The sequence below is a fragment of the Streptomyces diversicolor genome (assembly GCF_057537855.1).
Genome location: NZ_BAAJXA010000032.1, coordinates 34084 through 56236 on the forward strand (window position 1 = coordinate 34084; position 22153 = coordinate 56236).

21 protein-coding genes are annotated in these 22153 nt (G+C 71.5%); 10 read left to right on the top strand and 11 right to left on the bottom strand.

Features of this window, described 5'->3' with window-relative positions; all coding sequences use genetic code 11:
• Positions 1-16 precede the first annotated feature (16 nt).
• The 4 genes from AC27LF_RS31590 (at position 17) to AC27LF_RS31605 (ending at position 3489) form a co-directional block, all read left to right on the top strand.
• Positions 17-931 (top strand): F0F1 ATP synthase subunit gamma, encoded by a 915-nt coding sequence (locus AC27LF_RS31590; RefSeq protein ID WP_479657356.1) that lies wholly within the window; start codon positions 17-19, stop codon positions 929-931.
• Positions 932-2368 (top strand): F0F1 ATP synthase subunit beta, encoded by a 1437-nt coding sequence (gene atpD, locus AC27LF_RS31595; protein WP_479657355.1) that lies wholly within the window; start codon positions 932-934, stop codon positions 2366-2368.
• A gap of 140 nt (positions 2369-2508) precedes the next feature.
• Complete coding sequence (locus AC27LF_RS31600; protein WP_351739899.1) at positions 2509-2883, top strand: F0F1 ATP synthase subunit epsilon; 375 nt, start codon at positions 2509-2511, stop codon at positions 2881-2883.
• Positions 2884-3042: 159 nt separating this feature from the next.
• Complete coding sequence (locus AC27LF_RS31605) at positions 3043-3489, top strand: DUF2550 domain-containing protein (protein WP_388718284.1); 447 nt, start codon at positions 3043-3045, stop codon at positions 3487-3489.
• Between the two features lie 112 nt (positions 3490-3601).
• Here the strand turns inward: AC27LF_RS31605 and AC27LF_RS31610 are convergent, their stop codons facing one another.
• The 3 genes from AC27LF_RS31610 to AC27LF_RS31620 all read right to left on the bottom strand — a co-directional run bounded on the left by AC27LF_RS31610 (position 3602) and on the right by AC27LF_RS31620 (position 7383).
• Positions 3602-5422 (bottom strand): glycosyl hydrolase family 18 protein, encoded by a 1821-nt coding sequence (locus tag AC27LF_RS31610; protein WP_479657354.1) that lies wholly within the window; start codon positions 5420-5422, stop codon positions 3602-3604.
• 153 nt (positions 5423-5575) lie between these two features.
• Positions 5576-6217, bottom strand: a complete 642-nt coding sequence (locus tag AC27LF_RS31615; protein ID WP_404026038.1) for a response regulator — start codon at positions 6215-6217, stop codon at positions 5576-5578.
• A complete protein-coding gene (locus AC27LF_RS31620) occupies positions 6214-7383 on the bottom strand; it encodes a sensor histidine kinase (protein WP_479657353.1) in 1170 nt (389 codons plus the stop codon). Before AC27LF_RS31620 ends, AC27LF_RS31615 begins: the two co-directional genes overlap by 4 nt.
• A 152-nt stretch (positions 7384-7535) precedes the next feature.
• On the opposite strand from AC27LF_RS31620, the gene AC27LF_RS31625 reads away from it, so the two are divergent.
• Complete coding sequence (locus tag AC27LF_RS31625) at positions 7536-8081, top strand: hypothetical protein (RefSeq protein ID WP_479657352.1); 546 nt, start codon at positions 7536-7538, stop codon at positions 8079-8081.
• 130 nt (positions 8082-8211) lie between these two features.
• Here AC27LF_RS31625 and AC27LF_RS31630 read toward each other — a convergent pair whose 3' ends face one another.
• Positions 8212-8784 carry a cob(I)yrinic acid a,c-diamide adenosyltransferase gene (locus AC27LF_RS31630; RefSeq protein ID WP_479657351.1) on the bottom strand — a complete coding sequence of 191 codons (573 nt, stop codon included), beginning with the start codon at positions 8782-8784 and terminating at the stop codon, positions 8212-8214.
• 243 nt (positions 8785-9027) lie between these two features.
• Between AC27LF_RS31630 and AC27LF_RS31635 the strand changes: the two genes are divergently transcribed.
• The 3 genes from AC27LF_RS31635 to AC27LF_RS31645 all read left to right on the top strand — a co-directional run bounded on the left by AC27LF_RS31635 (position 9028) and on the right by AC27LF_RS31645 (position 13261).
• Positions 9028-9876: a 3-hydroxyacyl-CoA dehydrogenase family protein gene (locus AC27LF_RS31635; RefSeq protein WP_479657350.1), complete on the top strand. Its 849-nt coding sequence runs from the start codon at positions 9028-9030 to the stop codon at positions 9874-9876.
• 204 nt (positions 9877-10080) lie between these two features.
• The gene (locus AC27LF_RS31640; RefSeq protein WP_479657349.1) at positions 10081-10404 is read left to right on the top strand and encodes an STAS domain-containing protein; all 324 of its coding nucleotides are present in this window, start codon (positions 10081-10083) and stop codon (positions 10402-10404) included.
• A 265-nt stretch (positions 10405-10669) separates the two neighbouring features.
• On the top strand, positions 10670-13261 hold the full coding sequence (locus AC27LF_RS31645; RefSeq protein ID WP_479657348.1) for an ATP-binding protein: 2592 nt from the start codon (positions 10670-10672) through the stop codon (positions 13259-13261).
• A 267-nt stretch (positions 13262-13528) separates the two neighbouring features.
• Here the strand turns inward: AC27LF_RS31645 and nucS are convergent, their stop codons facing one another.
• Positions 13529-14209 (bottom strand): endonuclease NucS, encoded by a 681-nt coding sequence (gene nucS / locus AC27LF_RS31650; RefSeq protein WP_404026049.1) that lies wholly within the window; start codon positions 14207-14209, stop codon positions 13529-13531.
• A 299-nt stretch (positions 14210-14508) separates the two neighbouring features.
• On the opposite strand from nucS, the gene AC27LF_RS31655 reads away from it, so the two are divergent.
• Positions 14509-14901: an SCO5389 family protein gene (locus AC27LF_RS31655; protein ID WP_404026052.1), complete on the top strand. Its 393-nt coding sequence runs from the start codon at positions 14509-14511 to the stop codon at positions 14899-14901.
• 125 nt (positions 14902-15026) lie between these two features.
• Here the strand turns inward: AC27LF_RS31655 and AC27LF_RS31660 are convergent, their stop codons facing one another.
• The gene (locus AC27LF_RS31660; protein ID WP_479657347.1) at positions 15027-16055 is read right to left on the bottom strand and encodes an LLM class flavin-dependent oxidoreductase; all 1029 of its coding nucleotides are present in this window, start codon (positions 16053-16055) and stop codon (positions 15027-15029) included.
• 223 nt (positions 16056-16278) lie between these two features.
• Here AC27LF_RS31660 and AC27LF_RS31665 point away from each other — a divergent pair, with 223 nt between their 5' ends.
• On the top strand, positions 16279-16620 hold the full coding sequence (locus AC27LF_RS31665) for an ATP/GTP-binding protein (protein ID WP_479657346.1): 342 nt from the start codon (positions 16279-16281) through the stop codon (positions 16618-16620).
• Between the two features lie 299 nt (positions 16621-16919).
• Here the strand turns inward: AC27LF_RS31665 and AC27LF_RS31670 are convergent, their stop codons facing one another.
• The 5 genes from AC27LF_RS31670 to AC27LF_RS31690 form a co-directional block, all read right to left on the bottom strand.
• On the bottom strand, positions 16920-17810 hold the full coding sequence (locus AC27LF_RS31670; protein WP_479657345.1) for an ABC transporter permease: 891 nt from the start codon (positions 17808-17810) through the stop codon (positions 16920-16922).
• Positions 17807-19192 carry an ABC transporter ATP-binding protein gene (locus AC27LF_RS31675; protein ID WP_479657344.1) on the bottom strand — a complete coding sequence of 462 codons (1386 nt, stop codon included), beginning with the start codon at positions 19190-19192 and terminating at the stop codon, positions 17807-17809. Before AC27LF_RS31675 ends, AC27LF_RS31670 begins: the two co-directional genes overlap by 4 nt.
• A gap of 127 nt (positions 19193-19319) precedes the next feature.
• Positions 19320-20090, bottom strand: a complete 771-nt coding sequence (locus AC27LF_RS31680) for an ABC transporter permease (protein ID WP_479657343.1) — start codon at positions 20088-20090, stop codon at positions 19320-19322.
• A gap of 3 nt (positions 20091-20093) precedes the next feature.
• Positions 20094-21047, bottom strand: coding sequence for an ABC transporter ATP-binding protein (locus AC27LF_RS31685; protein ID WP_479657342.1), 954 nt, complete (start codon positions 21045-21047; stop codon positions 20094-20096).
• Between the two features lie 83 nt (positions 21048-21130).
• The gene (locus tag AC27LF_RS31690) at positions 21131-22066 is read right to left on the bottom strand and encodes a coiled-coil domain-containing protein (protein WP_479657341.1); all 936 of its coding nucleotides are present in this window, start codon (positions 22064-22066) and stop codon (positions 21131-21133) included.
• Positions 22067-22153: the final 87 nt, after the last annotated feature.

Sequence of the window (22153 nt, forward strand, 5' to 3'; positions counted from 1 at the left end):
GGAAGGGACCTGACTCATGGGAGCCCAGCTCCGGGTCTACAAGCGTCGCATCCGATCCGTCACCGCGACCAAGAAGATCACCAAGGCGATGGAGATGATCGCCGCCTCGCGCGTCGTCAAGGCGCAGCGCAAGGTGGCGGCCTCCACGCCGTACGCGCAGGAACTGACCCGCGCGGTCACGGCGGTCGGCACCGGTTCGAACACCAAGCACCCGCTCACCACGGAGGCGGAGAACCCGAGCCGTGCCGCGGTCCTGCTCCTGACGAGCGACCGCGGCCTGGCCGGCGCCTTCAACTCCAACGCCATCAAGGCGGCGGAGCAGCTGACCGAGCGCCTGGAGCGCGAGGGCAAGCAGGTCGACACGTACATCGTCGGCCGTCGCGGGCTGGCCCACTACAACTTCCGTGAGCGCAAGGTCGCGGAGTCGTGGACCGGCTTCACCGACGAGCCGACGTACGCGGACGCCAAGAAGGTCGCGGAGCCCCTGATCAAGGCCATCGAGCAGGACACGGCGAACGGCGGTGTGGATGAACTCCACATGGTCTTCACCGAGTTCGTGTCGATGATGACGCAGACGGCGCTGGACGCCCGGCTGCTGCCGCTGCGCCTCGACGAGGTGGCGGAGCAGCGGCCCACGGGCGAGATCCTTCCGCTGTACGACTTCGAGCCCTCGGCGGAGGACGTCCTCGACGCCCTGCTGCCGCGCTACGTGGAGAGCCGTATCTACAACGCGCTCCTCCAGTCGGCCGCTTCGAAGCACGCCGCCACGCGGCGCGCGATGAAGTCGGCCACCGACAACGCGGGCGAGCTCATCGAGAACCTCACCCGGCTTGCCAACCAGGCCCGCCAGGCCGAAATCACCCAGGAAATCAGCGAGATCGTCGGTGGCGCCAGCGCCCTGGCCGACGCGACCGCGGGGAGTGACCGATAAATGACCACCACTGTTGAGACCGCGACGGCTACGGGCCGCGTCGCCCGGGTCATCGGCCCGGTCGTCGACGTGGAGTTCCCCGTCGACGCGATGCCGGACATCTACCAGGCCCTGCACGTCGAGGTGGCCGACCCGGCCAACGCCGGCGAGAAGAAGACGCTGACCCTGGAGGTCGCCCAGCACCTGGGTGACGGCCTGGTCCGCGCGATCTCCATGCAGCCCACCGACGGCCTGGTCCGCCAGTCCCCGGTCGTCGACACCGGCGCGCCGATCACCGTGCCGGTCGGCGACTTCACCAAGGGCAAGGTGTTCAACACCCTCGGTGAGGTGCTGAACGTCGACGAGACCTACGACGGCGAGCGCTGGCCGATCCACCGCAAGGCCCCGAACTTCGACGAGCTTGAGTCGAAGACCGAGATGTTCGAGACGGGCGTCAAGGTCATCGACCTGCTCACCCCGTACGTCAAGGGCGGCAAGATCGGCCTGTTCGGCGGCGCCGGCGTCGGCAAGACGGTGCTCATCCAGGAGATGATCTACCGTGTCGCCAACAACCACGACGGTGTCTCCGTGTTCGCCGGTGTCGGTGAGCGCACCCGTGAGGGCAACGACCTCATCGAGGAGATGACCGACTCGGGCGTCATCGACAAGACCGCCCTGGTCTTCGGTCAGATGGACGAGCCCCCGGGCACCCGTCTGCGCGTCGCGCTGGCCGGCCTCACCATGGCCGAGTACTTCCGTGACGTCCAGAAGCAGGACGTGCTGTTCTTCATCGACAACATCTTCCGCTTCACGCAGGCCGGTTCCGAGGTCTCCACGCTGCTCGGCCGCATGCCGTCCGCGGTGGGCTACCAGCCGAACCTGGCCGACGAGATGGGTCTCCTGCAGGAGCGCATCACCTCGACCCGCGGTCACTCGATCACCTCGATGCAGGCGATCTACGTCCCCGCCGACGACCTGACCGACCCGGCCCCGGCCACCACCTTCGCCCACCTCGACGCGACGACGGTGCTCTCCCGTCCGATCTCCGAGAAGGGCATCTACCCGGCCGTGGACCCGCTGGACTCCACGTCCCGGATCCTGGACCCGCGCTACATCTCGCAGGACCACTACGGCGCCGCGATGCGCGTCAAGACGATCCTGCAGAAGTACAAGGACCTCCAGGACATCATCGCGATCCTCGGCATCGACGAGCTGGGCGAGGAGGACAAGCTGGTCGTCCACCGGGCCCGCCGGGTGGAGCGCTTCCTGTCCCAGAACACCCACGTCGCCAAGCAGTTCACCGGCGTGGACGGTTCGGACGTGCCGCTCGACGAGTCGATCGCCGCGTTCAACGCGATCTGCGACGGTGAGTACGACCACTTCCCCGAGCAGGCGTTCTTCATGTGCGGTGGCCTGGAGGACCTGAAGGCCAACGCCAAGGAGCTGGGCGTCTCCTGAGCCCCGTGCTCGTCCGAGAGGGGCGCGGATCCAACCCTTGCGGGGGTGGGGTCCAGCCCCTCTCTCCACGCCCATGAGAGCCCATTAGAATTGACCCCACACCCGGCGCCCTGGCCGGGTGGTGACCCGAGGAGCCCCCCTTGGCTGCTGAGCTGCACGTCGAGCTGGTCGCCGCCGACCGTAAGGTCTGGTCCGGTGAGGCCACCCTGGTCGTCGCGCGCACCACGTCCGGCGACATCGGCGTCATGCCCGGTCACCAGCCGCTGCTCGGTGTGCTGGAGTCGGGCCCGGTGACCATCCGTACGAGTGATGGTGGAACGGTCGTCGCCGCGGTGCACGGCGGTTTCATCTCGTTCGCGGACGACAAGCTGTCGCTGCTTGCCGAGATCGCCGAACTGTCGGACGAGATCGATGTCCAGCGCGTGGAGCGGGAGCTGGAGCGCGCCAAGGCGGAAGGCGATGCCGTCGCCGAGCGGCGTGCGGACGTCCGCCTGCGTGCGGCGACGACGCGCTGACCGAGGACGCCTCCCAGTCCTCTAGGCTCTGGGGGAGCGTCGTGCGATGACGTCACTCAGCCGCGGCCGGTACCGGAGCAATCCGGTACCGGCCGCGGCTGAGGCAGATGTGGGTGATTTTTCCGTTCCGTTACCTAGGAGACGAGGAGGTCGGTGCCGATGGTCCTCGCTCTGACTGTGTGCGGAGTCGTGGTAGCGCTCGTGGTGGTGGGGCTGTTCCTGTTCGGACTGCGCCGCCGGCTCATCCAGCGCTCCGGGGGGACGTTCGACTGTTCGCTGCGCTGGGACGTGCCGGAGAAACCCGACACCAGCGGCAAGGGATGGAGCTACGGCGTCGCCCGCTACAACGGCGACCGCATCGAGTGGTACCGCGTCTTCTCCTACGCCTACCGCCCGCGGCGGGTCCTGGAGCGTTCCGCGATCGAGGTGGCCGGCCGCCGGGTCCCGGAGGGCGAGGAGGAACTGGCCCTGCTCTCCGACGCGGTGATCCTGGCCTGTGCCCATCGCGGCACCCGCCTGGAACTGGCCATGAGCGAAGACGCGCTGACCGGTTTCCTCGCCTGGCTTGAGGCGGCACCGCCCGGCCAACGGGTGAATGTGGCCTAGCCGCATTCACCCGTCGGGTGGGGCTTCGGTGGGGGCCCGGCTCCCGGGGTCCCGGGAGAGCGTCAATGCCGCTCACTGCCCCCTGTTCCGGCGAATCTTCGTGCGAGCGGCCTTACGACAGGCCGCTGTTGATGGCGCTCACCAGCTCACCGTTGCCGGTGTCACCGCTGAACTCCCACATGAACGTGCCGCCGAGACCCTGTGTCTTGACCCACGCCATCTTCGTGGCGATGGTCGCCGGGGTGTCGTACGACCACCAGTTGCTGCCGCACTTCGCGTACGCCGTGCCCGCGACGGTGCCGGTGGCCGGGCAGGACGTCTTGAGCACCTTGTAGTCCTCGATGCCCTGTTCATAGGTGCCGGCCGCCGGTCCGGTGGCCGTGCCGCCGGGGGCGTCCTGGGTGACCCCGGTCCAGCCGCGTCCGTAGAAGCCGATGCCGAGGAGCAGCTTCTTCGCGGGTACGCCCTGCGCCTTGTACTTGGCCATCGCGTCGGCGGCGGTGAAGCCGGCGGTCGGGATGCCGCTGTAGGAGGTGAGCGGGGAGTGCGGGGCCGTCGGGCCCTGCGCCGCCCAGGCGCCGAAGAAGTCGTACGTCATCACGTTGTACCAGTCGACGTACTGCGCGGCGCCCGCGTAGTCGGTGGCGTCGATCTTGCCGCCGGAGGAGCCGTCGGCCGTGGTGGCCGCGGTGACCAGGTTCTTGGCGCCGAACTTGGCCCGCACCGCCGACATCAGGTTCTTGAAGGCGTCACGCCCGCTGCTGTCGCAGCTCAGGCCGCAGGCGTTCGGGTACTCCCAGTCGATGTCGATGCCGTCGAAGACGTCGGCCCAGCGCGGGTCCTCGACCAGGTCGTAGCAGGACTGCGCGAAGGCCGCCGGGTTCTTGGCGGCCTCGGTGAAGCCGCCGGACCAGGTCCAGCCGCCGAAGGACCACAGCACCTTGAGGTTCGGGTACTTGGCCTTCAGCTGCCGCAGCTGGTTGAAGTTGCCGCGCAGCGGCTGGTCCCAGGTGTCGGCGACGCCGCTGACCGACTGGTCGGCGGTGAAGGCCTTCTCGTAGTCGGCGAAGGAGTCGCCGATCGCGCACTTGCCGCCGGTGACGTTGCCGAAGGCGTAGTTGATGTGCGTGATCTTGGCCGCGGAGCCGGATGTCACCAGGTTCTTGACCTGGTAGTTGCGGCCGTAGATGCCCCACTCGGTGAAGTAGCCGAGCTTGACCTTGTCGCCGGTGGGCGGGGGAGTGGTGCCGCCGGTGGTGCGCACGGCGACCGCGCCGCTGACCGGGCCGGTCTGGTCGGCGGTGTCGCGGGCCCGGACGGTGTACGAGTAGTCGGTGCCCGCGCTCAGGCCGGTGTCCGTGTACGAGGGGGTCGTCACGGTGGCGACCTTGGCGCCGTCGCGCAGGACGTCGTAGTTCTTGATGCCCTTGTCGTCGGTGGCCGCCGACCAGGACAGCTTCACCGAGGTGTCGGTGATGCCGGAGGCCGTCGGGGTGCCCGGTGCGGACGGCGGGTTGTCGCCCGGTACCGTGGTGCCGTCACAACTGCCACCGTTCAGCTTGCAGTTGGCGGGGGAGCCGGAGCCCGCGCCGTTGAAGCCGAAGGAGACCGAGGCGCCCGGGGCGAGGGTGCCGTTGTACGACTTGTTCTTGGCGGTCCAGTGGGTGCCGGACGATGTGACGTCCGCGTCCCAGGCGGAGGTGACGGACGTACCGGAGGGGAAGTCCCACTCGACGGTCCAGGAGTTGATGGTCGTGGTACCGGTGTTCTTGACGGTCCACTTGCCCTCGAAACCGGTTCCCCAGTCCTGGGTCTTGGTGTAGGTGGCCGTGGCGGTGTCGGCCGCCTGGGCGGGACCGGCGAGGCCGACCAGTCCGGCGAGGGGGAGCAACAGGGTCGCGAACCCTGCCGCGGCTCTGTGTCTGAAGCGCATCGCGCGCCTCCTCTTCTGTTGTCGGCCACCAGGGCGCCAGAACCGGTGACCGGGGTGTCGGGGTGTGACTGAGCCTTCACGCCCACAGTGCCGCGAGAATAGAAAGGTCTGGACCACGGGTCAATAGGTCTGGACCACTACGCGTGCGGTCGGTCAGATCCCCAACTCCTGCGCCAGCACCGCGGCTTGCACCCGGCTGCGCAGCTCAAGCTTGGCCAGCAGACGGCTGACGTGGGTCTTCACGGTCGCCTCGGCCATGGCCAGCCGCTCCGCGATCGCCGCGTTGGACAGCCCCTCACCCAGGCACGACAGGACCTCACGTTCCCGCCGCGTCAGCGCCTCAAGCACCGCCGGATCGGCCGTCGAACCGCGCACCGGTCCTGCGGCGAACTCGGCGATCAGCCGCCGGGTGACCGCGGGAGCGACGATCCCCTCCCCGCGCGCCACCGTGCGCACCGCCGTCAGCAGATCCCTCGCCTCGGTGTTCTTCAGCAGGAACCCGGCGGCCCCGGCCCGCAGCGCCCCGAACACATACTCGTCGAGGTCGAACGTGGTCAGCACCAGCACATCGGCCAGTCGCTCCCCGACGACCTCACGGGTCGCCGACACCCCGTCCTTGCGGGGCATCTGAACGTCCATCAGCACCAGGTCGGGCCGCAGCTCCCGGGCCAGCTCCACCGCCCGCTCGCCGTCCGCCGCCTCGCCCACCACCTCGATGTCGGGCGCGCTGCGCAGGATGAGCACCAGCCCGGCGCGGACGGCCGACTGGTCCTCGGCGACCAGAACACGGATCATTCGAGGTCTCCTTCGGTCAGGGGAAGGGTGGCGCGCACGGTCCACACGGCGCCCTCGGGTCCGGCATCGAAGCCGCCGCCCAGCAGCACGGCCCGTTCCCGCATTCCGATCAGTCCGGCGCCGGAGCCGGGCGCCCGCGGGCCCTGTGGACGGCCGTACGGGCTGCTCACCCGCACGTCCAGGACGCCGCCCTGCTGGACGAGGCGGACCGTGACCCGGCCGGGACCCGCGTGCTTGAGCGCGTTGGTCAGGGACTCCTGCACGATCCGGTAGGCGGCCAGTTCCACGGGGGCCGGGACCCGGCCGTGGCCGGTGTCCAGCGTGACGTCGAGGCCGTTGGCGCGGGCCCCGTCGACCAGGGTGCCCAGGCCGTCCAGCGTGGGGGTGGCGAACGGCTCGCCGTCGTCGTGGTCCCGCAGGATCCGGATCAGCCGGCGCATCTCGGCGAGACCCTCGACGCTGTTCTCCCGGATCACCCCCAGCGCCTCCCTGGAGGTGCCGGGGTCGTCGATCGACAGCGCGGCGGTGGAGTGGATGGCGATGGCGGACAGATGGTTGGCCACCAGGTCGTGCAACTCGCGTGCCATCCGCGCCCGTTCCGCGGTCACGGCCTGGGCGCGGTCCATCTCGGCGAGCAGCGCGGTCTGTTCGGCGCGCAGCCGCGCCGCCTCGGCCGCGTCCCGGTGGTTGCGCACCACCCAGCCGGTCGCGGCCGGCGCGAAGGCGACGACGCCCACACCGACGCCGATGAGCATCCCCTGCGGATCGCGCCAGAGCGCCGTCGGCACCACACCGCCGAGCACCGTCAGGAGTCCGGTGATCCAGGGGATGCGGCGGGCGGCGGCGGGCGTGCCGTACAGGACCGCCGCGTACACCAGGTCCGTGTAGAGCACGATTGTGGCGACGCTGCCCCGGGTCAGCAGGTCCGCGACCACCGCGGCCGTGCCGATCAGCAGGCCCAGGCCGGGCCGGGTGCGGCGCAGCGGCTCGCAGGCCGCCGTCACGGCCAGCGGTACCAGGGGCGCCCAGTGCCCGGGCCACACCACCAGGTCGTCCGAGACGGTCCTGGGGAAGATGCCCACCGCCCACAGCAGCAGCCCGCCCAGCCAACCGCCCACCGCGATGCGCAGGTCGTCGCGGTGCGGCAGGGGCGGGGTCGGAGCCATGGCTCCATCCAACACGGCCCGCGGGCGGCCCGCCTGCTCCCGGGGAAGGGTCCGTGACTGCATCTTTCGATGTACCGCGAGTTCATCGCAGGCGACGACGAAACGGGCGGCCCCGGACGGGATCCTGGAGCGGTGAGCGAGGGGAGCGAACCGTGATCGTCGGATTGATCATCGCCTGTGAGGTGGCGTTCTGGGTGCTGCTGGCGGCCGGGCTGGCCTTCCGGTACCTGCTGCGGATGCCGCGCACCGGCCTGGCACTGCTGCTGTGCGAGCCGCTGCTGGAGGTCGTGCTGTTCACCGTCACGGCGATCGACCTCAAGAACGGGGCGGAACCGGACTGGCGGCACGGTCTCGCGGCCGTCTACATCGGCTTCACGGTGGGCCTCGGGCACGCCACGATCAAGTGGGTCGACGCCCGGGTCGCCCATCGCTTCGCGGGCGGGCCGCCGCCGGTGAAGCCGCCCAGGTACGGCATGGCGCGCGCCGTCCACGAGTGGCGGACCGCGGGCCGCTGGATCCTCGCCTCCGCGGTCGCCATCGCGCTGTTGCAGGCCGCGATCTGGTACGTCGGCTCCGACGGCGGGACCGGATCGCTGCGGGACTGGCAGCTGAGGATGGTGTGGCTGATCGGCATCAACGTGGTGATCGCCGCCAGCTACACCCTGTTCCCCAAGCGGGCACCCGCCGAGCCGCGCTGAATCAGCGCCCCGAAGGGGCGCGGGGAACTGCGCGACCAGCCACGACGGTGCCGCAGACGACCGACGGCACAGCGCGGCACACGCGGCACAGCGGCACACGCGGCACAGCGCGGCGCACCCAGCGGAGCGCTCAGCGTTCCCCGCCCGGCACCCACAGCACGTCGCCGGTCTCCTGGTTCGCCGTGCGGGCCAGGATGAACAGCAGGTCGGACAGCCGGTTGAGATAGGTCGCGGTGAGCGGGTTCATGGTGTCGCCGTGCGCCTCAAGGGCCGCCCAGGTCGAGCGCTCCGCGCGGCGGACGACCGTGCAGGCATGGTGGAGGAGGGCGGCGCCGGGGGTGCCGCCGGGCAGGATGAAGGAGCGCAGTTTCGTCAGCCGCTCGTTGAAGCGGTCGCAGTCGGCCTCCAGCCGGTCGACGTAGAACTGCTCGATCCGCAGCGGCGGGAACTCGGGCTTGTCCACCACCGGGGTCGACAGGTCGGCGCCCACGTCGAACAGGTCGTTCTGCACCCGGGTCAGGACCTCGACGACCTCCGCGTCGAGACCGCCCAGCGCGATCGCCGTGCCCAGCACCGCGTTCGCCTCGTTGGCGTCGGCGTACGCGGCGATCCTCAGGTCGGTCTTGGCGACCCGGCTCATGTCACCGAGGTTCGTGGTGCCCTGGTCGCCGGTCCTGGTGTAGATGCGCGTCAGATTGACCATGTGGCCAATCTAGACGCTGCCACCGCGCATGCCGAGGGCGTGCCGAGGGCGTGCCTGGCGCGCGGCGGACGGCCCCGGGCCCGCCGGCCTCTCTCCGGCACGGACGTGCGGGAGGCGCGGGAGCCGGAATCGTCCCGTTCCGGACTGTGAGGAGGATCGCCGATCACCGGCCGCACAGCCCCGTACGGGCACTGCTAGGGTCCGCCGAAGAGGCAATCCGAACAGCGCGTAAGGGGAGTCGGAGTGGCAGGGAAGCTCGCCGTCATCGGGGCCGGTCTCATGGGGTCCGGCATCGCCCAGGTCTCCGCGCAGGCGGGCTGGGACGTGGTCCTGCGTGACGTCACCGACGAGGCGGTGCGGCGTGGCACCGACGCGATCAGGGCCTCGTACGACAAGTTCGTGGGCAAGGGCACGATGGAGGCGCACGACGCCGACGCCGCGCTCGCCCGCATCACCGCCACCACCGACCTGGACGCCGCGGCCGACGCCGACGTCGTCGTCGAGGCCGTCTTCGAGAAGCTGGACGTCAAGCACGAGATCTTCCGTGCGCTCGACAAGCTGGTGCGCCCGCAGACCGTGCTCGCCTCCAACACCTCCGCCATCCCCATCACCAAGATCGCGGCGGTGACCGAACGCCCGGAACGGGTCGTCGGCGTGCACTTCTTCTCACCCGTGCCGATGATGCAACTCGTCGAACTCGTCCGCGGTTACAAGACCAGCGACGAAACCCTCGCCACCGCACGGGAGTTCGCCGAGTCCGTGGGCAAGACCTGCATCGTCGTCAACCGGGACGTGGCCGGCTTTGTCACCACCCGGCTGATCTCGGCGCTCGTCGTCGAGGCGACCAAGCTCTACGAGTCGGGCGTCGCCACCGCCGAGGACATCGACCTGGCCTGCAAGCTGGGCTTCGGCCACGCCATGGGCCCGCTCGCCACGGCGGACCTCACCGGCGTCGACATCCTGCTGCACGCCACCAGCAACATCTACACCGAGTCGCAGGACGAGAAGTTCGCGCCGCCGGAGCTGATGCGCCGGATGGTTGACGCCGGTGACATCGGACGCAAGAGCGGGCAGGGCTTCTACACCTACTGACCTTCCGGCCGACCTCCGGCTGACCGTCCGGCCGACCTCGGATCGGGCAGCCCCGCCGAGACCGCACCGACCCCTGAGGTATCACCCTCAGGGGTGAATTCGGTCTCGGTTCGCTGACAGACGGCAACCTGGTCGCCGCTGAAGCAGTCAGACGGTGCACAGCACCGTCACGGAGTACGCCGCAGCACTCACGGGGAGCGCAATATGCACATCAGGGGCGACCACGCCGAGCTGGTCGTCGGGGGCCGCCTCGACGTCCGCAGCGCGGCGGACGCCCGTACGGTCCTGCACTCGGCCGTCGACGACGGCGTCGGCGACCTGGTCCTCGACCTGTCCGAACTCGACTCCTGGGACGCCACCGGGCTCGGGGTGATCATGGGGGTGCACCGGCGGGCCGGCCGCTGCGGTCGCCGCCTGGTGCTGCGCTGCGTACCGCCCCAGATGCAGCGGCTGCTCGTCGCCACCCGGCTGCACCGGATCCTGGCCATCGAGGGCGGCATCGGCGTCGAGTCCACGCCCCGGGTGTGACACCGCGACCCGGCGTGCACCGGGCGGGGGAAAGACCGGGGCGCAGCCCCTGGAACCGCACGTCGTGCGCAATCCTCACTGGACCGTGACGTCTCGGGCCCACCGGTACCCCGGCCTGTCGTAGATACTGTGCCAAGGTTTAAGGTTCGGTCGCCCGCTGCCATGCGACCCTCAAGCGGGCCCGGACCAGAGGCGACAGCGCGGTGTGCAGCAGGCCGGCAGGGGCCGGACAGGGGCACACGACGCTTTTGGGGGGCTTGAACCCATGGACCCGATCAACCCGGGACCCGAGGACCACGGCCACGAAGGCACCGGCCACCCGCCGCGCCCGCGTCCGCCCCGGGAATCCCTCACACCGGACTTCGGCCAGAGCACACCCGCACTCGCCCGCACGGTGCGGCTCGTCTCCGGTGACCTCCTGCTCACGGTCAATCCCGTCGACGGCAGCGAGATAGAGCCCTGCCCGCCCGGACAGCGGCCCGGCCGGCCCGTGAAGTTCACCGCGGCCGAGCGCGCCGAGTCCGAGCGCGCCGCACGGCCGCCCGTGCCGCCGGGACCCGCGGGGCCCGCGCTGCCGCTGCTGGAACGGCAGGACGAGCGCGACCGCCTGGTGCGGCTGCTCGCCCGCGGCCGCTCCGTACGCCTCACCGGGCCCTCCGGGTCCGGCCGTACCGCTCTGCTCGACCTCGTCGCCGAGGACTGCGCGGACCTCGCCCCCGACGGCGTGGTCCGGCTGAGCGGCTTCCACCGCACGGCGGGCGAGGTGCTGTACGACCTCTTCCACGCCGTGTACGACGCGCCCGGGCACCGGCCCGAGCGGGACGAACTGCTCGGCCTGGTCGCCGAGATCGGCGCCGTCGTCGTCCTCGACGACATCGAGTTCGGCGGTGCCGCCCTCGACGAGCTGATCGCGGCCACCCCCGAGTGCGCGTTCCTGATCGGCGCCACCCCCGAGGTGCCCGCGCCGTCCGCCGACTCCACCGTCGAGGAGGTCTTCCTCGGCGGCCTGGACCGGGCCGGCGGCGTCCAGCTGCTGGAGCGCGCCGCGGGCCGGGTCCTCACCGAGGAGGAGGCCAACTGGGCGGGCGACCTCTGGTTCGAGTCCGAAGGGCTGCCCCTGCGCTTCGTCCAGGCCGGCGCCCTGCTGCGACAGCGCGACCGGCTGCGGGCCAGCGCGGGCGCCGTGGACGAGTTCGGGGTCTTCGAGGACGTACGGCCCGCGTCCGCGGCTGCGGCGTCCTCCGAACCGGGCGGCGGTCCCGCGTCCTTCGACGCGGACGCCGAGGACGGCGAGGAGGTGCCCCTGCCGTCGCTCGGCGAGGCGGCGGCGCCCGCGCCGCTGCTCGCCTCCCGGCTGAGCGCTTCGGCACGCGCCACCCTGCGGCTCGCCGTCGCCCTCGGCGGCGAGGTGCCGCACCAGGCGCATCTGCCCGCCCTGGTCGGCGACACCCACGCGGACGCCGCGCTCGGTGAACTCGCGACCTGCGGACTGGTCTCACCGGTCGGCTCCCGCTACCGCCTCGCGGCGGGCGTCCAGACCCAGTTGGAGGCCGCCGGGTACGCCGACGACCTGGCCGCCGAGGCCCTGACGGCCGCCCGGCACTACGCGTGGTGGGCCGGTCACCCCTCCGTCACGCCCGAGCGGGTGTGCGCCGAGGCCGACGCCGTGCTCGCCGCCCTGGCCGTTCTCGTGCCGCGGACCCCGCCGGACGCCGAGGACGAGGAGAGCCCCGCCGTCGGGCTCGCCCGCACGGCCGCGCCCGCCTTCGCCTCAGGGCTGCACTGGGGCGCCTGGGAACGGGCGCTGCGATCCGGCGCCGAGGCCGCCAGGATCGCCGGGGACGTGGCCGAACAGGCGTACTTCCACCATGAGTTGGGCGTCCTCGCGCTGTGCGGCGGTCAACTGGACCGGGCCCGCGCCGAACTGGAGGCGTCCATCGGTCTGCACGGCGCCCTCGCCGACAAGCGGGGCGCCGTGGCCGGCCGCCGCGCCCTCGCCCTGGTCGCCGACCGCGCGGGCGATGCACCCGGGGGCGGTGCGTCCGGGGGCGGTGCGCTCGGGGGCGGTTCCGGTCCGGGCGAGGAGGCATCTGCCGGCCGCCGCGACGAGCCCGCCCCGCCGCGCGGCGGTGTCCCCGCGGGCTTCGCCGCCGCTCTCCCGCCGGCGGGTGACACGGTCGTCACCCGCCGGATCGCCGCCCCGGGTCCGGCGTTCGCGCCGGGGCCGCGGGGCGGGCTGCGCCGGCTGGCCCGGCGCAACCTGGTGGCCGCCGGTTCCGGCGCGCTGCTCGCAGCCGTGCTCGGCACGGTGGTGACGCTCGGCATGACGTCCCACGACAGCGCCGACGACCCGTCCGGCAAGGCCGACGTCAACCCGTCGGCCGGGCAGGGCGCCGACGACGGCGCTCCGGGCGTGGACACGCCCAAGATCGACAGCGGCGACACCGGCACGGCGACCAGCAGGCCCACCGACCCGGGCCCCGACGGCACGTTCGGCACCTCCGACGACCCGACACCGCCCTCGTCCGCGGCCACGACCGGGCCGTCGGACGACCCGACCGGGACGCGGCGGCCGGGCGATGACGGCGCGTCGGGTTCCCCGTCCAAGCCGCCCGCCGGTGAGCCGTCGACGTCGAAACCGCCGACGTCCAGGCCGCCGGCGTCCACACCGCCCACGACACCGTCGGCCTCGCAGCCGCCGCCCTCCGAGTCGCCGACCTCACAGCCGCCGGAGTCCTCGCCGTCCACCTCCGACTCGGCCAGCGGTCCCGCCTCCAGCGCGCCGGCCTCGGCGAGCAGTTCGGCGAGCGCCCCGGACGGTACGGGGTCGCCGGGTGGCCCGGGGTCGGTCATCTGAGGCGCGGCGGGCCGGGTTCGGTCTGTCGTGCGCTGTTGTGTGACCGTGTTGCCTTTCGAGTGGTGGGCTTGGGAGTTGTCGGAGTGCTTGCCGTCGGCGTCCGATGCGGTGGGTGGTGTTGCCCCCGGTGCGCCGGCGGGGGCGCGTAGTTCGGCGAGCGCCCCGGGCGGTACGGGGTCGCCGGGTGGCCCGGGGTCGGTCATCTGACGTGCCGCGGGCCGGATCCGCCGCCCCGGATCCGGCCCGCCGCACGCTCGCGCGTGCCCGTCAGAACAGCCGCAGCTTGTCGTCCTCGATGCCCCGCAGGGCGTCGTAGTCCAGCACCTGGCAGCCGATGCCGCGGTCGGTGGCGAGGACCCGGGCCTGGGGCTTGATCTCCTGGGCGGCGAAGATGCCACGGACCGGGGCGAGATGCGGATCGCGGTTCAACAGCTCCAGATAGCGCGTTAGTTGCTCCACGCCGTCGATCTCGCCGCGCCGCTTGATCTCGACGGCGACGGTCTGTCCCGCCGCGTCCCGGCACAGGATGTCGACCGGCCCGATGGCGGTCATGTACTCGCGGCGGATCAGCGTGTAGCCCTCGCCGAGCGTCTCGATGCGGTCGGCGAGCAGTTCCTGGAGGTGTGCCTCCACGCCGTCCTTGATCAGGCCGGGGTCCACGCCGAGTTCGTGCGAGGAGTCGTGCAGCACCTCCTCCATCGTGATGATCAGCTTCTCGCCCGCCTTGTTGATGACGGTCCAGACGCCCGCGGAGCCGTCGGAGTCCCCCGTCTCCTCCTTGAGCGTGCAGGGCGGAGACATCCAGTTGAGGGGCTTGTAGGCCCGGTCGTCCGCGTGGATCGAGACGCTGCCGTCCGCCTTGACCAGGATCAGACGGGGAGCGGAGGGAAGGTGGGCGGTGAGCCGTCCGGCGTAGTCGACGGAGCACCGGGCAATGACGAGACGCATGGTCGGCAACGCTACTCGACGCGCCCCGATGCCCGCGATCCGCCCGCCGGCCCCGCCTCGCCCCCGCCGGCCGCCTCCGGGGCGGGTCGTCCCGCTTGCCGTGTAAAGAGTTGTTCATCCCTGGCCGATTGTGTGCTCAATACGATCGGCCCATGTACGCATTCTGCTGGTGCCGTCACCGACCGTTGCCTACGGTAGTGAACGGGAGGTCGCTGCATGTGTACTCAGCGTGTCCGTCATCGCGAACTCCCTGACCTGTCCGGCAACCCCCGCACAGCAGGGGTGCGAGAGGAGAACCCATGTCGCTCGACGTCTCACCGGCCCTACTGGAACAGGCCGAGCGAGGCGAGGTCGACGAAGCCGATTTCGTCGACTGCGTCCGGACCTCCCTGCCCTACGCATGGGAGATGATCAGCTCCCTGGTGGCCCAGCTGAAGGTGGACGGCGGAGAGTTCGCCGACAACCAGACGCCCCCGCCGGACGAGCAGGCACGCGGTCAGCTGCTGCGTGCGCTCGCGAGTGACGCGATACGCGGCGCGCTGCAGCGGCACTTCGGTGTGCGGCTGGCCTTCCAGAACTGCCATCGGGTGGCGGTGTTCCCGCTGGACGCCGCGGTCGACGAGACGTTGGCCCGTTTCACCTCGGTGCGCAGCCAGTTGCTCAACCAGTCGCCCGAACTCCGGGACTGCTGACGGTGTGAGCCGCCTGCTTGCCGCCCCGTCCGCGGGAGGTGCCATCAGTACTGGGGCGGCAAGCTCCCCGCTCGGCGGGCTCCCCGCTCCCCGCGGAGTGCGCGCGGCACGGGGTGCGCGGCGCGTCAGCGCAGTCGCGGCAGTACCTCGGTGCCCAGCCGCCGTACGTTCTCCTCGGTCGTCGCGAGGTCGCCCGAGCCCTCGACGAGCAGGGCGAAGCGGGAGATGCCCGTCCGTTCCGCCGTCGCCGCGAGCCGGTCCGCGCACAGCTGAGGGGAGCCCACCGGGTGCAGCCCGCAGAGCAGTTCGGTGTAGGCGAGGGGATCGCGCATCGCGCGCACCCGGCCGTCCACCGTCACATGTGCTTCCAGCCCCTGTTTCAGCCAACCGGGCATCGCCTTCAGCAGCGTCTCCACCGCCTCGGTGCGCCGGTCGGCGATCTGGCAGACACCCGCCGACACATGGGCGGCACCGGCGATCTCGTCGGCGGACCGCCCCGCCGCGCGCGCGTGCCGCCGCCACAGGGCGACCATGTCGGCCTTCTCCTCGTCCCCGACGTGCATCCCCAGCAGCATCGACAGCCCGCGCTCGGCCGCCAGCCGTACGCTCGCCGGGGAGGTGCAGGCCACCACGACCTCGGGGCCGGGCGCGTCCGTCAGCGCCTCCGCGGGGCGCGGCACGACCGGGACCTCACGGAAGGCGAACCGCTCGCCCGAGGCCGCGACCGCCGGTTCGCGCAGCCAGCGCACCAGCAGATCGAGTGACTCCGGGAAGCCGTGCTCGTACGCGGCGAGCCCCGAGCCGAACACCTCCAGGTCCACCCAGGGGCCGCCGCGGCCGACGCCCAGCGTGAAGCGCCCGCCGCTCGTCACGTGCAGCAGCGCGGCCTGTTCGCCGAGCGCGACCGGATGGACCGTGGGCAGCACGCTGACCGCCGTGCCGACCCGGAGGCGGCTGGTGCGGCCCAGCAGCAGCGCCGCCAGGGTGATCGCGGACGGGCAGGTGCCGTACGGCACGAAGTGGTGCTCGGCCAGCCAGACCGCGTCGAGCCCCGCTTCCTCGGCGACCTGCGTCGAGCGAACGGCCCGGTGCAGCGCCTCCCCCTGGCCCTGCCCAGGGAACTGGGCGGCCAGCACAAAACTTCCAACCTGCATTGTGTTTCCTGCTTTCCTGGCTCCGACGCGGAGCTCCCCCACCCGGCATAACCCGCTGACACGTGCCGAGGACACGGCCTGGCGACGGGATTTGCCGATTGTCTGCAGAATGCAGGGCTGTGGTGGGCGACTTGTGTGCTTTGGCAACCCTTCGCGTACCCCCGTGCGGGCCGCGTAGGCTGGACACAGCCCCTGCATCTTGTATAGCCCCGTGAGGTGTCCCGTGTCCCCGCGTCGCAACCGGCCCAAGGACCCCAAGGGCGCGACCTCCTCCGGCCGGAGCGCCGAGGACGACCGCGCCGGCCGCTACGGCGGCTGGCAGTCCACGGAGCAGTGGCAGGGCGAGGACTGGAGCGTGCGCCATGTCGCCGGGGCCAGCGCCGAGGGCAAGACCTACCGCTGCCCCGGCTGCGACCAGGTCATCCCCTCCGGCCTGCCGCACGTGGTGGCCTGGCCGGAGCACGCGGGCGTCGACGACCGCCGCCACTGGCACAAGGCCTGCTGGAACGCGAAGGACCGCCGCACCACTCGGGCGCAGCGGTCCCGTAACGCACCGCGGTTCTAAGCAGGTCCAGCGAGGTCCGCCGCGGTACGACAGCGCCCGGAAGGGGCGCGGGGCCGTTTTGATACGCGGCTTAGCCGCGCTGGGGGTCCCGCCTCTTCGAGCGAAGCCGAGAACGTGCGGGAGCGACCAGCCACGACGGCGCCGTAGACGACCGACGGCACAGCGCGGCATGTCCAGCGGAGCGCCTGGGCCCCGTCGCCCACGCGCGTGCTCCGCCCGAGGCGCGGGGCCGGGGTGCCTCCCGGCCGGAGGTCGTGGCAGGGCGTACGACGATCCGTGCCGGGCGGCGGCGAGCGGGGTCAGACGTCGCGCTTCTCCAGGAGCAGGCAGGCCGCGCCGAACGCGACCGCCGTCACGCCCAGGGCGATCCACAGCGGGTCCCAGCCCGAGGGGCCCGAATTGCTCAGCGAGTTGGCGTAGAAGACGCTCAGCTGGTTCGGGATCGAGTACTCGAACAGCGCCTCGCGCACCTTGTCCAGCGACGACGAGAACATGAACAGGGCGATCACCAGCGGCGCGAGCAGGGCGCCGATCATGATGGTGATCGCGCCCGCCGAGTGCCGGATCATCGAGCCGACGAGCAGCGAGAGCAGCCCGAGCAGCGCGATGTACAGGCTGACGCCCACCGTGCCCTTCAGCCACTCCCCGCCGGACGGGGTCCGGGCGCCGGGGACGCCGTCCAGCATGGACGTCTGCGCCAGGGCGACGACGGACGTGGCCACCAGCGTGACGACGAAGGCGACGACGAAGAACACGAGCGCCTTCGCCGTCAGCACCCGCACCCGCGAGGGGCAGGCCGTCGTCGTCGTACGGATCATGCCGGTGCCGTACTCCGACGCGGTGGTCAGCACGCCCAGCGTGATGATGCACATGCTGCCGAGCAGCAGCCCGAAGAAGCCGAGCGCCAGCGGGTTCTCGCCGGACATGTTCGAGGACATGCTGCTGACCAGCGCCCCGGCCAGCAGGCCGACGCCGATCACGAGAAGGACGAACACACCGAGCGTCCACATCGTCGAACGCACCGACTTGATCTTCGTCCACTCGGAGGCGACCGCGTGTCCGAGATGGGTGCGCACCACCGGGATCGGCGAGGTGTAGCCGGGGAACGAACCGCCCGGGGCCGGCCGCCAGTCGGTCGCGTCCATGGCCGCCTGCGGCGCCTGGGGCATCGGGGGCTGGTGGGTGCTCATCGGGCGTCCTCGGGCTTGGTCGGGTCGGCGGAGACGGGAGCGGCGGCGGGCGCCGCGGACTGCACCGGCTCGGCGGCCGGCGCCGCGGGCTGGGCGGGCGCCCCGGCCGCCGGGGCGGGCGTGCCGGCCGGCTGGGCCGGTGCGCCCGCGGCGGGCGGCGCCTGGGGCGGCTGCGGGGCCGGCTGGGCGTACGGGTTGGGCTGCCCCGTGCCGGGCGCCACCGCGGCCGGGGCGCCGTACGGGTTCGGCGCGCCCGCCGGGGCGCCGTACGCCCCCGCCTGCTGCCCGCCGTAGGGCCCCGCGGGCGCACCGCCCGGCGCCGGCTGCCCCGGCGGCACCGCGAACGGCTGACCGCCCTGCTGGGGCGGCGGCGGGGCGTACCAGCCCGGCTGGCCCTGGCCCGGCACCGGCATCGGCGGCTGCGCGCCCGGCGGCAGCGGCTGCTGCAGCCCGGCCTTCTGGTCGATGGTGGAGCGGTAGTCCACGGCGCCCTGCGTCATCCGCATGTACGCCTCCTCCAGCGACGCCTGGTGCGGCGACAGCTCCCACAGCCGCACATCGGCCTCGTGCGCCAGCTCGCTGATGCGGGGCAGCGGCAGCCCCGTCACGCGCAGCGCGCCGTCCTGCTCCGGCAGCACGTGCCCGCCCGCCTCGGTGAGCGCGGAGGTCAGCTTCTCGCGCAGCTGCGGTTCGGTGTCCGGGGTCCGCACACGCGCGAAGTCGGCCGAGTTGGCCGAGATGAAGTCCGTCACACTCATGTCGGCGAGCAACTGCCCCCGCCCGATGACGATCAGATGGTCGGCGGTCAGCGCCATCTCGCTCATGAGGTGGCTGGAGACGAACACCGTCCGCCCCTCCGCGGCGAGCGCCTTCATCAGATTGCGCACCCACAGGATGCCCTCGGGGTCGAGCCCGTTGACCGGCTCGTCGAACAGCAGCACCTGCGGGTCGCCGAGCAGCGCCCCCGCGATGCCGAGCCGCTGCCCCATGCCGAGCGAGAAGCCCTTGGAGCGCCTTCTGGCCACGTCCTGGAGGCCGACGACACCGAGCACCTCGTCCACGCGGCGGGCCGGGATACCGGACAGCTGGGCCAGGCTCAGCAGATGGTTGCGGGCGTGCCGGCCGCCGTGCACCGCCTTCGCGTCGAGCAGCGCGCCCACCTGACGGGCGGCGTTGGGCAGCTTGCGGTAGGGGTAGCCGCCGATCGTCACCGAGCCCGCGGTGGGGTTGTCCAGACCCAGGATCATCCGCATGGTCGTCGACTTGCCCGAGCCGTTCGGCCCGAGGAAGCCGGTGACGGCTCCCGGCCGCACCTGGAAGGAAAGATTGTGGACGGCGGTCTTGTCGCCGTAGCGCTTGGTCAGGCCGACAGCCTCGATCATGCTCCGGTCCTCATCGGAAGGTATGCCTCGAACACTTCAGGACAGCGGGGCACACGCCCCCGTAAGAGTTAGGAGCTTATCCGGGCGCTGACGGTTCCGCCCATGGCCCGGTAAAGGACACCGGTCACTAGGCGTCCCGCCGCTTCAGCAGGACGTAACCGCCGATCACGGCCGCGAGCACCCACAGCACCATGATGCCGAGACCGCCCCAGGGCCCGTACGGGGTGTCGTCGTCGACCCCGGGGACCACCTGCATGATCCGGCTGCCGGCCTGGTCGGGCAGGAACCGGCCGACCTTCTTCGTCGCGTTGACGCTGCCGAGGATGTTCGAGATCAGGAAGAAGAACGGCATCAGGATGCCGAGCGACAGCATCGGCGAGCGCAGCATCGCGGTGACACCCATCGAGAACACCGCGATCAGGGTCATGTAGAGCCCGCCGCCGATCACGGCCCGCAGCACTCCGGGTTCGCCGAGCTGCGTCCGGTGGGAGCCGAGCATCGCCTGGCCGAGGAAGAACGCGGCGAAGCTGGTCGCCAGGCCCACCACGAGCGCAAGACCGGCGGCCACCGCGATCTTGCTGAACAGGAACGTGCCGCGCCGCGGCACCGCGGCCAGCGAGACCCGGATCATCCCGGTGCTGTACTCGTTCGACACCACCAGCACCCCGAACACGATCATCGCGAGCTGACCGAGGCTCATGCCGGCGAAGCTCACATAGGTCGGGTCGAACGACAGCCGGTCCCGGGCGGACATGTCGTCGAACTGGCTGCGCGACAGCGCGGAGATCAGCATGCCGAGAGCGAGCGTGACGACCACGGCGAGGGACAGCGTCCACACCGTCGACGCCACGGACCGGATCTTCGTCCACTCGGACCGGATGACCTGTGCGGTCGTCATGGCTCAGGCTCCCTTCCAGTCGGCACCCCAGTCCCGCGGGACCGGGGTGGCGTCGGAGTGCGCGTGGTACTCCACCGACTCCGCCGTCAACTGCATGAACGCCTCCTCAAGGGAGGCCTGCTGCGGGCTCAGCTCGTGCAGCACGACCCCGTGCCGGGCGGCCAGCTCGCCGATCCGCTCGGCCTTGCCGCCCTCCACCTCCAGCGCCCCGCCACCGGCCTGCACGACCGCGATCCCTGCCTCGTGCAGCACGTCCAGCAGCCGTTCGCGCTGCGGGGTGCGGATCCGGACGTAGGAGCGCGAGTTCTCCTGGATGAAACCCGCCATGGAGGTGTCGGCGAGCAGCCGCCCCTGTCCGATGACCACGAGGTGATCGGCCGTCAGCGCCATCTCGCTCATCAGATGACTGGAGACGAACACCGTCCGGCCCTGCGCGGCCAGGGACTTCATCAGGTTCCGGATCCAGTGGATGCCCTCGGGGTCGAGCCCGTTGACCGGCTCGTCGAACATCAGGATCCGCGGATCGCCGAGCAGCGCGCCCGCGATCCCGAGCCGCTGCCCCATGCCGAGCGAGAACCCCTTGGCCTTCTTCCGGGCCACCGCCGTGAGCCCCACCGTGTCCAGCACCTCGGTCACCCGGCGCGTGGGGATCCCGTTGCTCTGCGCCAGACACAGCAGATGGTGGTAGGCGCTCCGCCCGCCGTGCAGGGCCTTCGCGTCCAGCAGCGCCCCTATGTACGTCAGCGGATCCTTCAGCTGGTCGTAGTGCTTGCCGTCGATCCTGACGTCGCCCGCGGTGGGGTGGTCGAGCCCCAGGATCATCCGCATCGTCGTGGACTTGCCGGCGCCGTTGGGCCCGAGGAAACCCGTGACGATCCCCGGCCGCACGGTGAAGGTGAGGTCCTGCACCGCGGCCTTGTCGCCGTACCGTTTGGTCAACCCCTCCAGCTCGATCATGCGGACACGCTAAGACGGGACGAAGCCCTCCGCCACCGCAGTGACAGAGGGCTTCGCGTTGTTCAGCCGGTGTATGCCGTGCGTTACCGGGACTGCTGGGCCGGCACACCGCGGGAGATCGGCTCGTCCTCGGTGGGGGAGCCGGCCGCGGCCACCGCGGCGCCCGTGAGCGTGGCCAGCATCTCGCGGACGTTCGTCAGCTGGGCGTTGATGCTGTCGCGGCGGTTGGTGAGCGCCGCCAGCTCGCGCTCGGATTCCGAGCGGATGCGGTCGGCCTTGGCGTTGGCGTCGGCCACGATGTCCTCGGCCTGGCGCTGGGCCGTCTCCACCGTCTGGCGGGCGCGGCGCTCGGCGTCCGTGCGCAGCTTCTCGGCCTCCAGGCGCAGCTGCTCCGCCCGGTGCTCGATCTCGGCGAGGCGCTTCTCGGCCTTCTGCTGACGCGACGCCAGGTCCCGCTCGGACTGCTCGCGGCGCTTGGCCAGGTTCGTCTCGAAGTCGGCGGCGGCCTGCGCGGCCTTCGCACGGGTCTCCTCGAAGAGGGCGTCCGCCTCCTCGCGCTTGGACTGCGCGTCCTTCTGCGCGTCGGCACGCAGCTGCGAGGCGTCACTCTTGGCCTTCTCGACGATCCGGACGCCCTCGTCCTCGGCCTTGGCCTTGCGCTCGGCCGCGAACGACTCCGCGTCGTTGCGCACCTGCTGGGCCGCCGACTCGGCCAGCTCGCGGTGCTGCTCGGCCGCCCGGCGGGCCTCCTCGCGCAGATCCTTGGCCTCTTCCTCGGCGAGGCGGAGGATCTTCTCGACCCGCGCGCCGAGACCTGCGTACGACGGCTCGGCGTCGCTGACCTGTGCCTGGGCGTTCTGCGTTTCGAGGTGAAGTTCCTCGATGCGCTTTTCCAGAGCGGTGATGCGGGCGAGCGCGCTGTCACGGTCGGAGACGAGTTTGGAGATCCGTTCGTCCACCTGAGCGCGGTCGTACCCACGCCGCACAAGCTCGAAGCCGTAGGGGGAAGTGTCGCTCATGGGGTTCCTGTCGAAAGAGACCGGTGAGGTGATAGGGGGAATCCTAGGGGCCGAAGCGGTGTGTCATCGAGCGGATGCGTGTTTGAT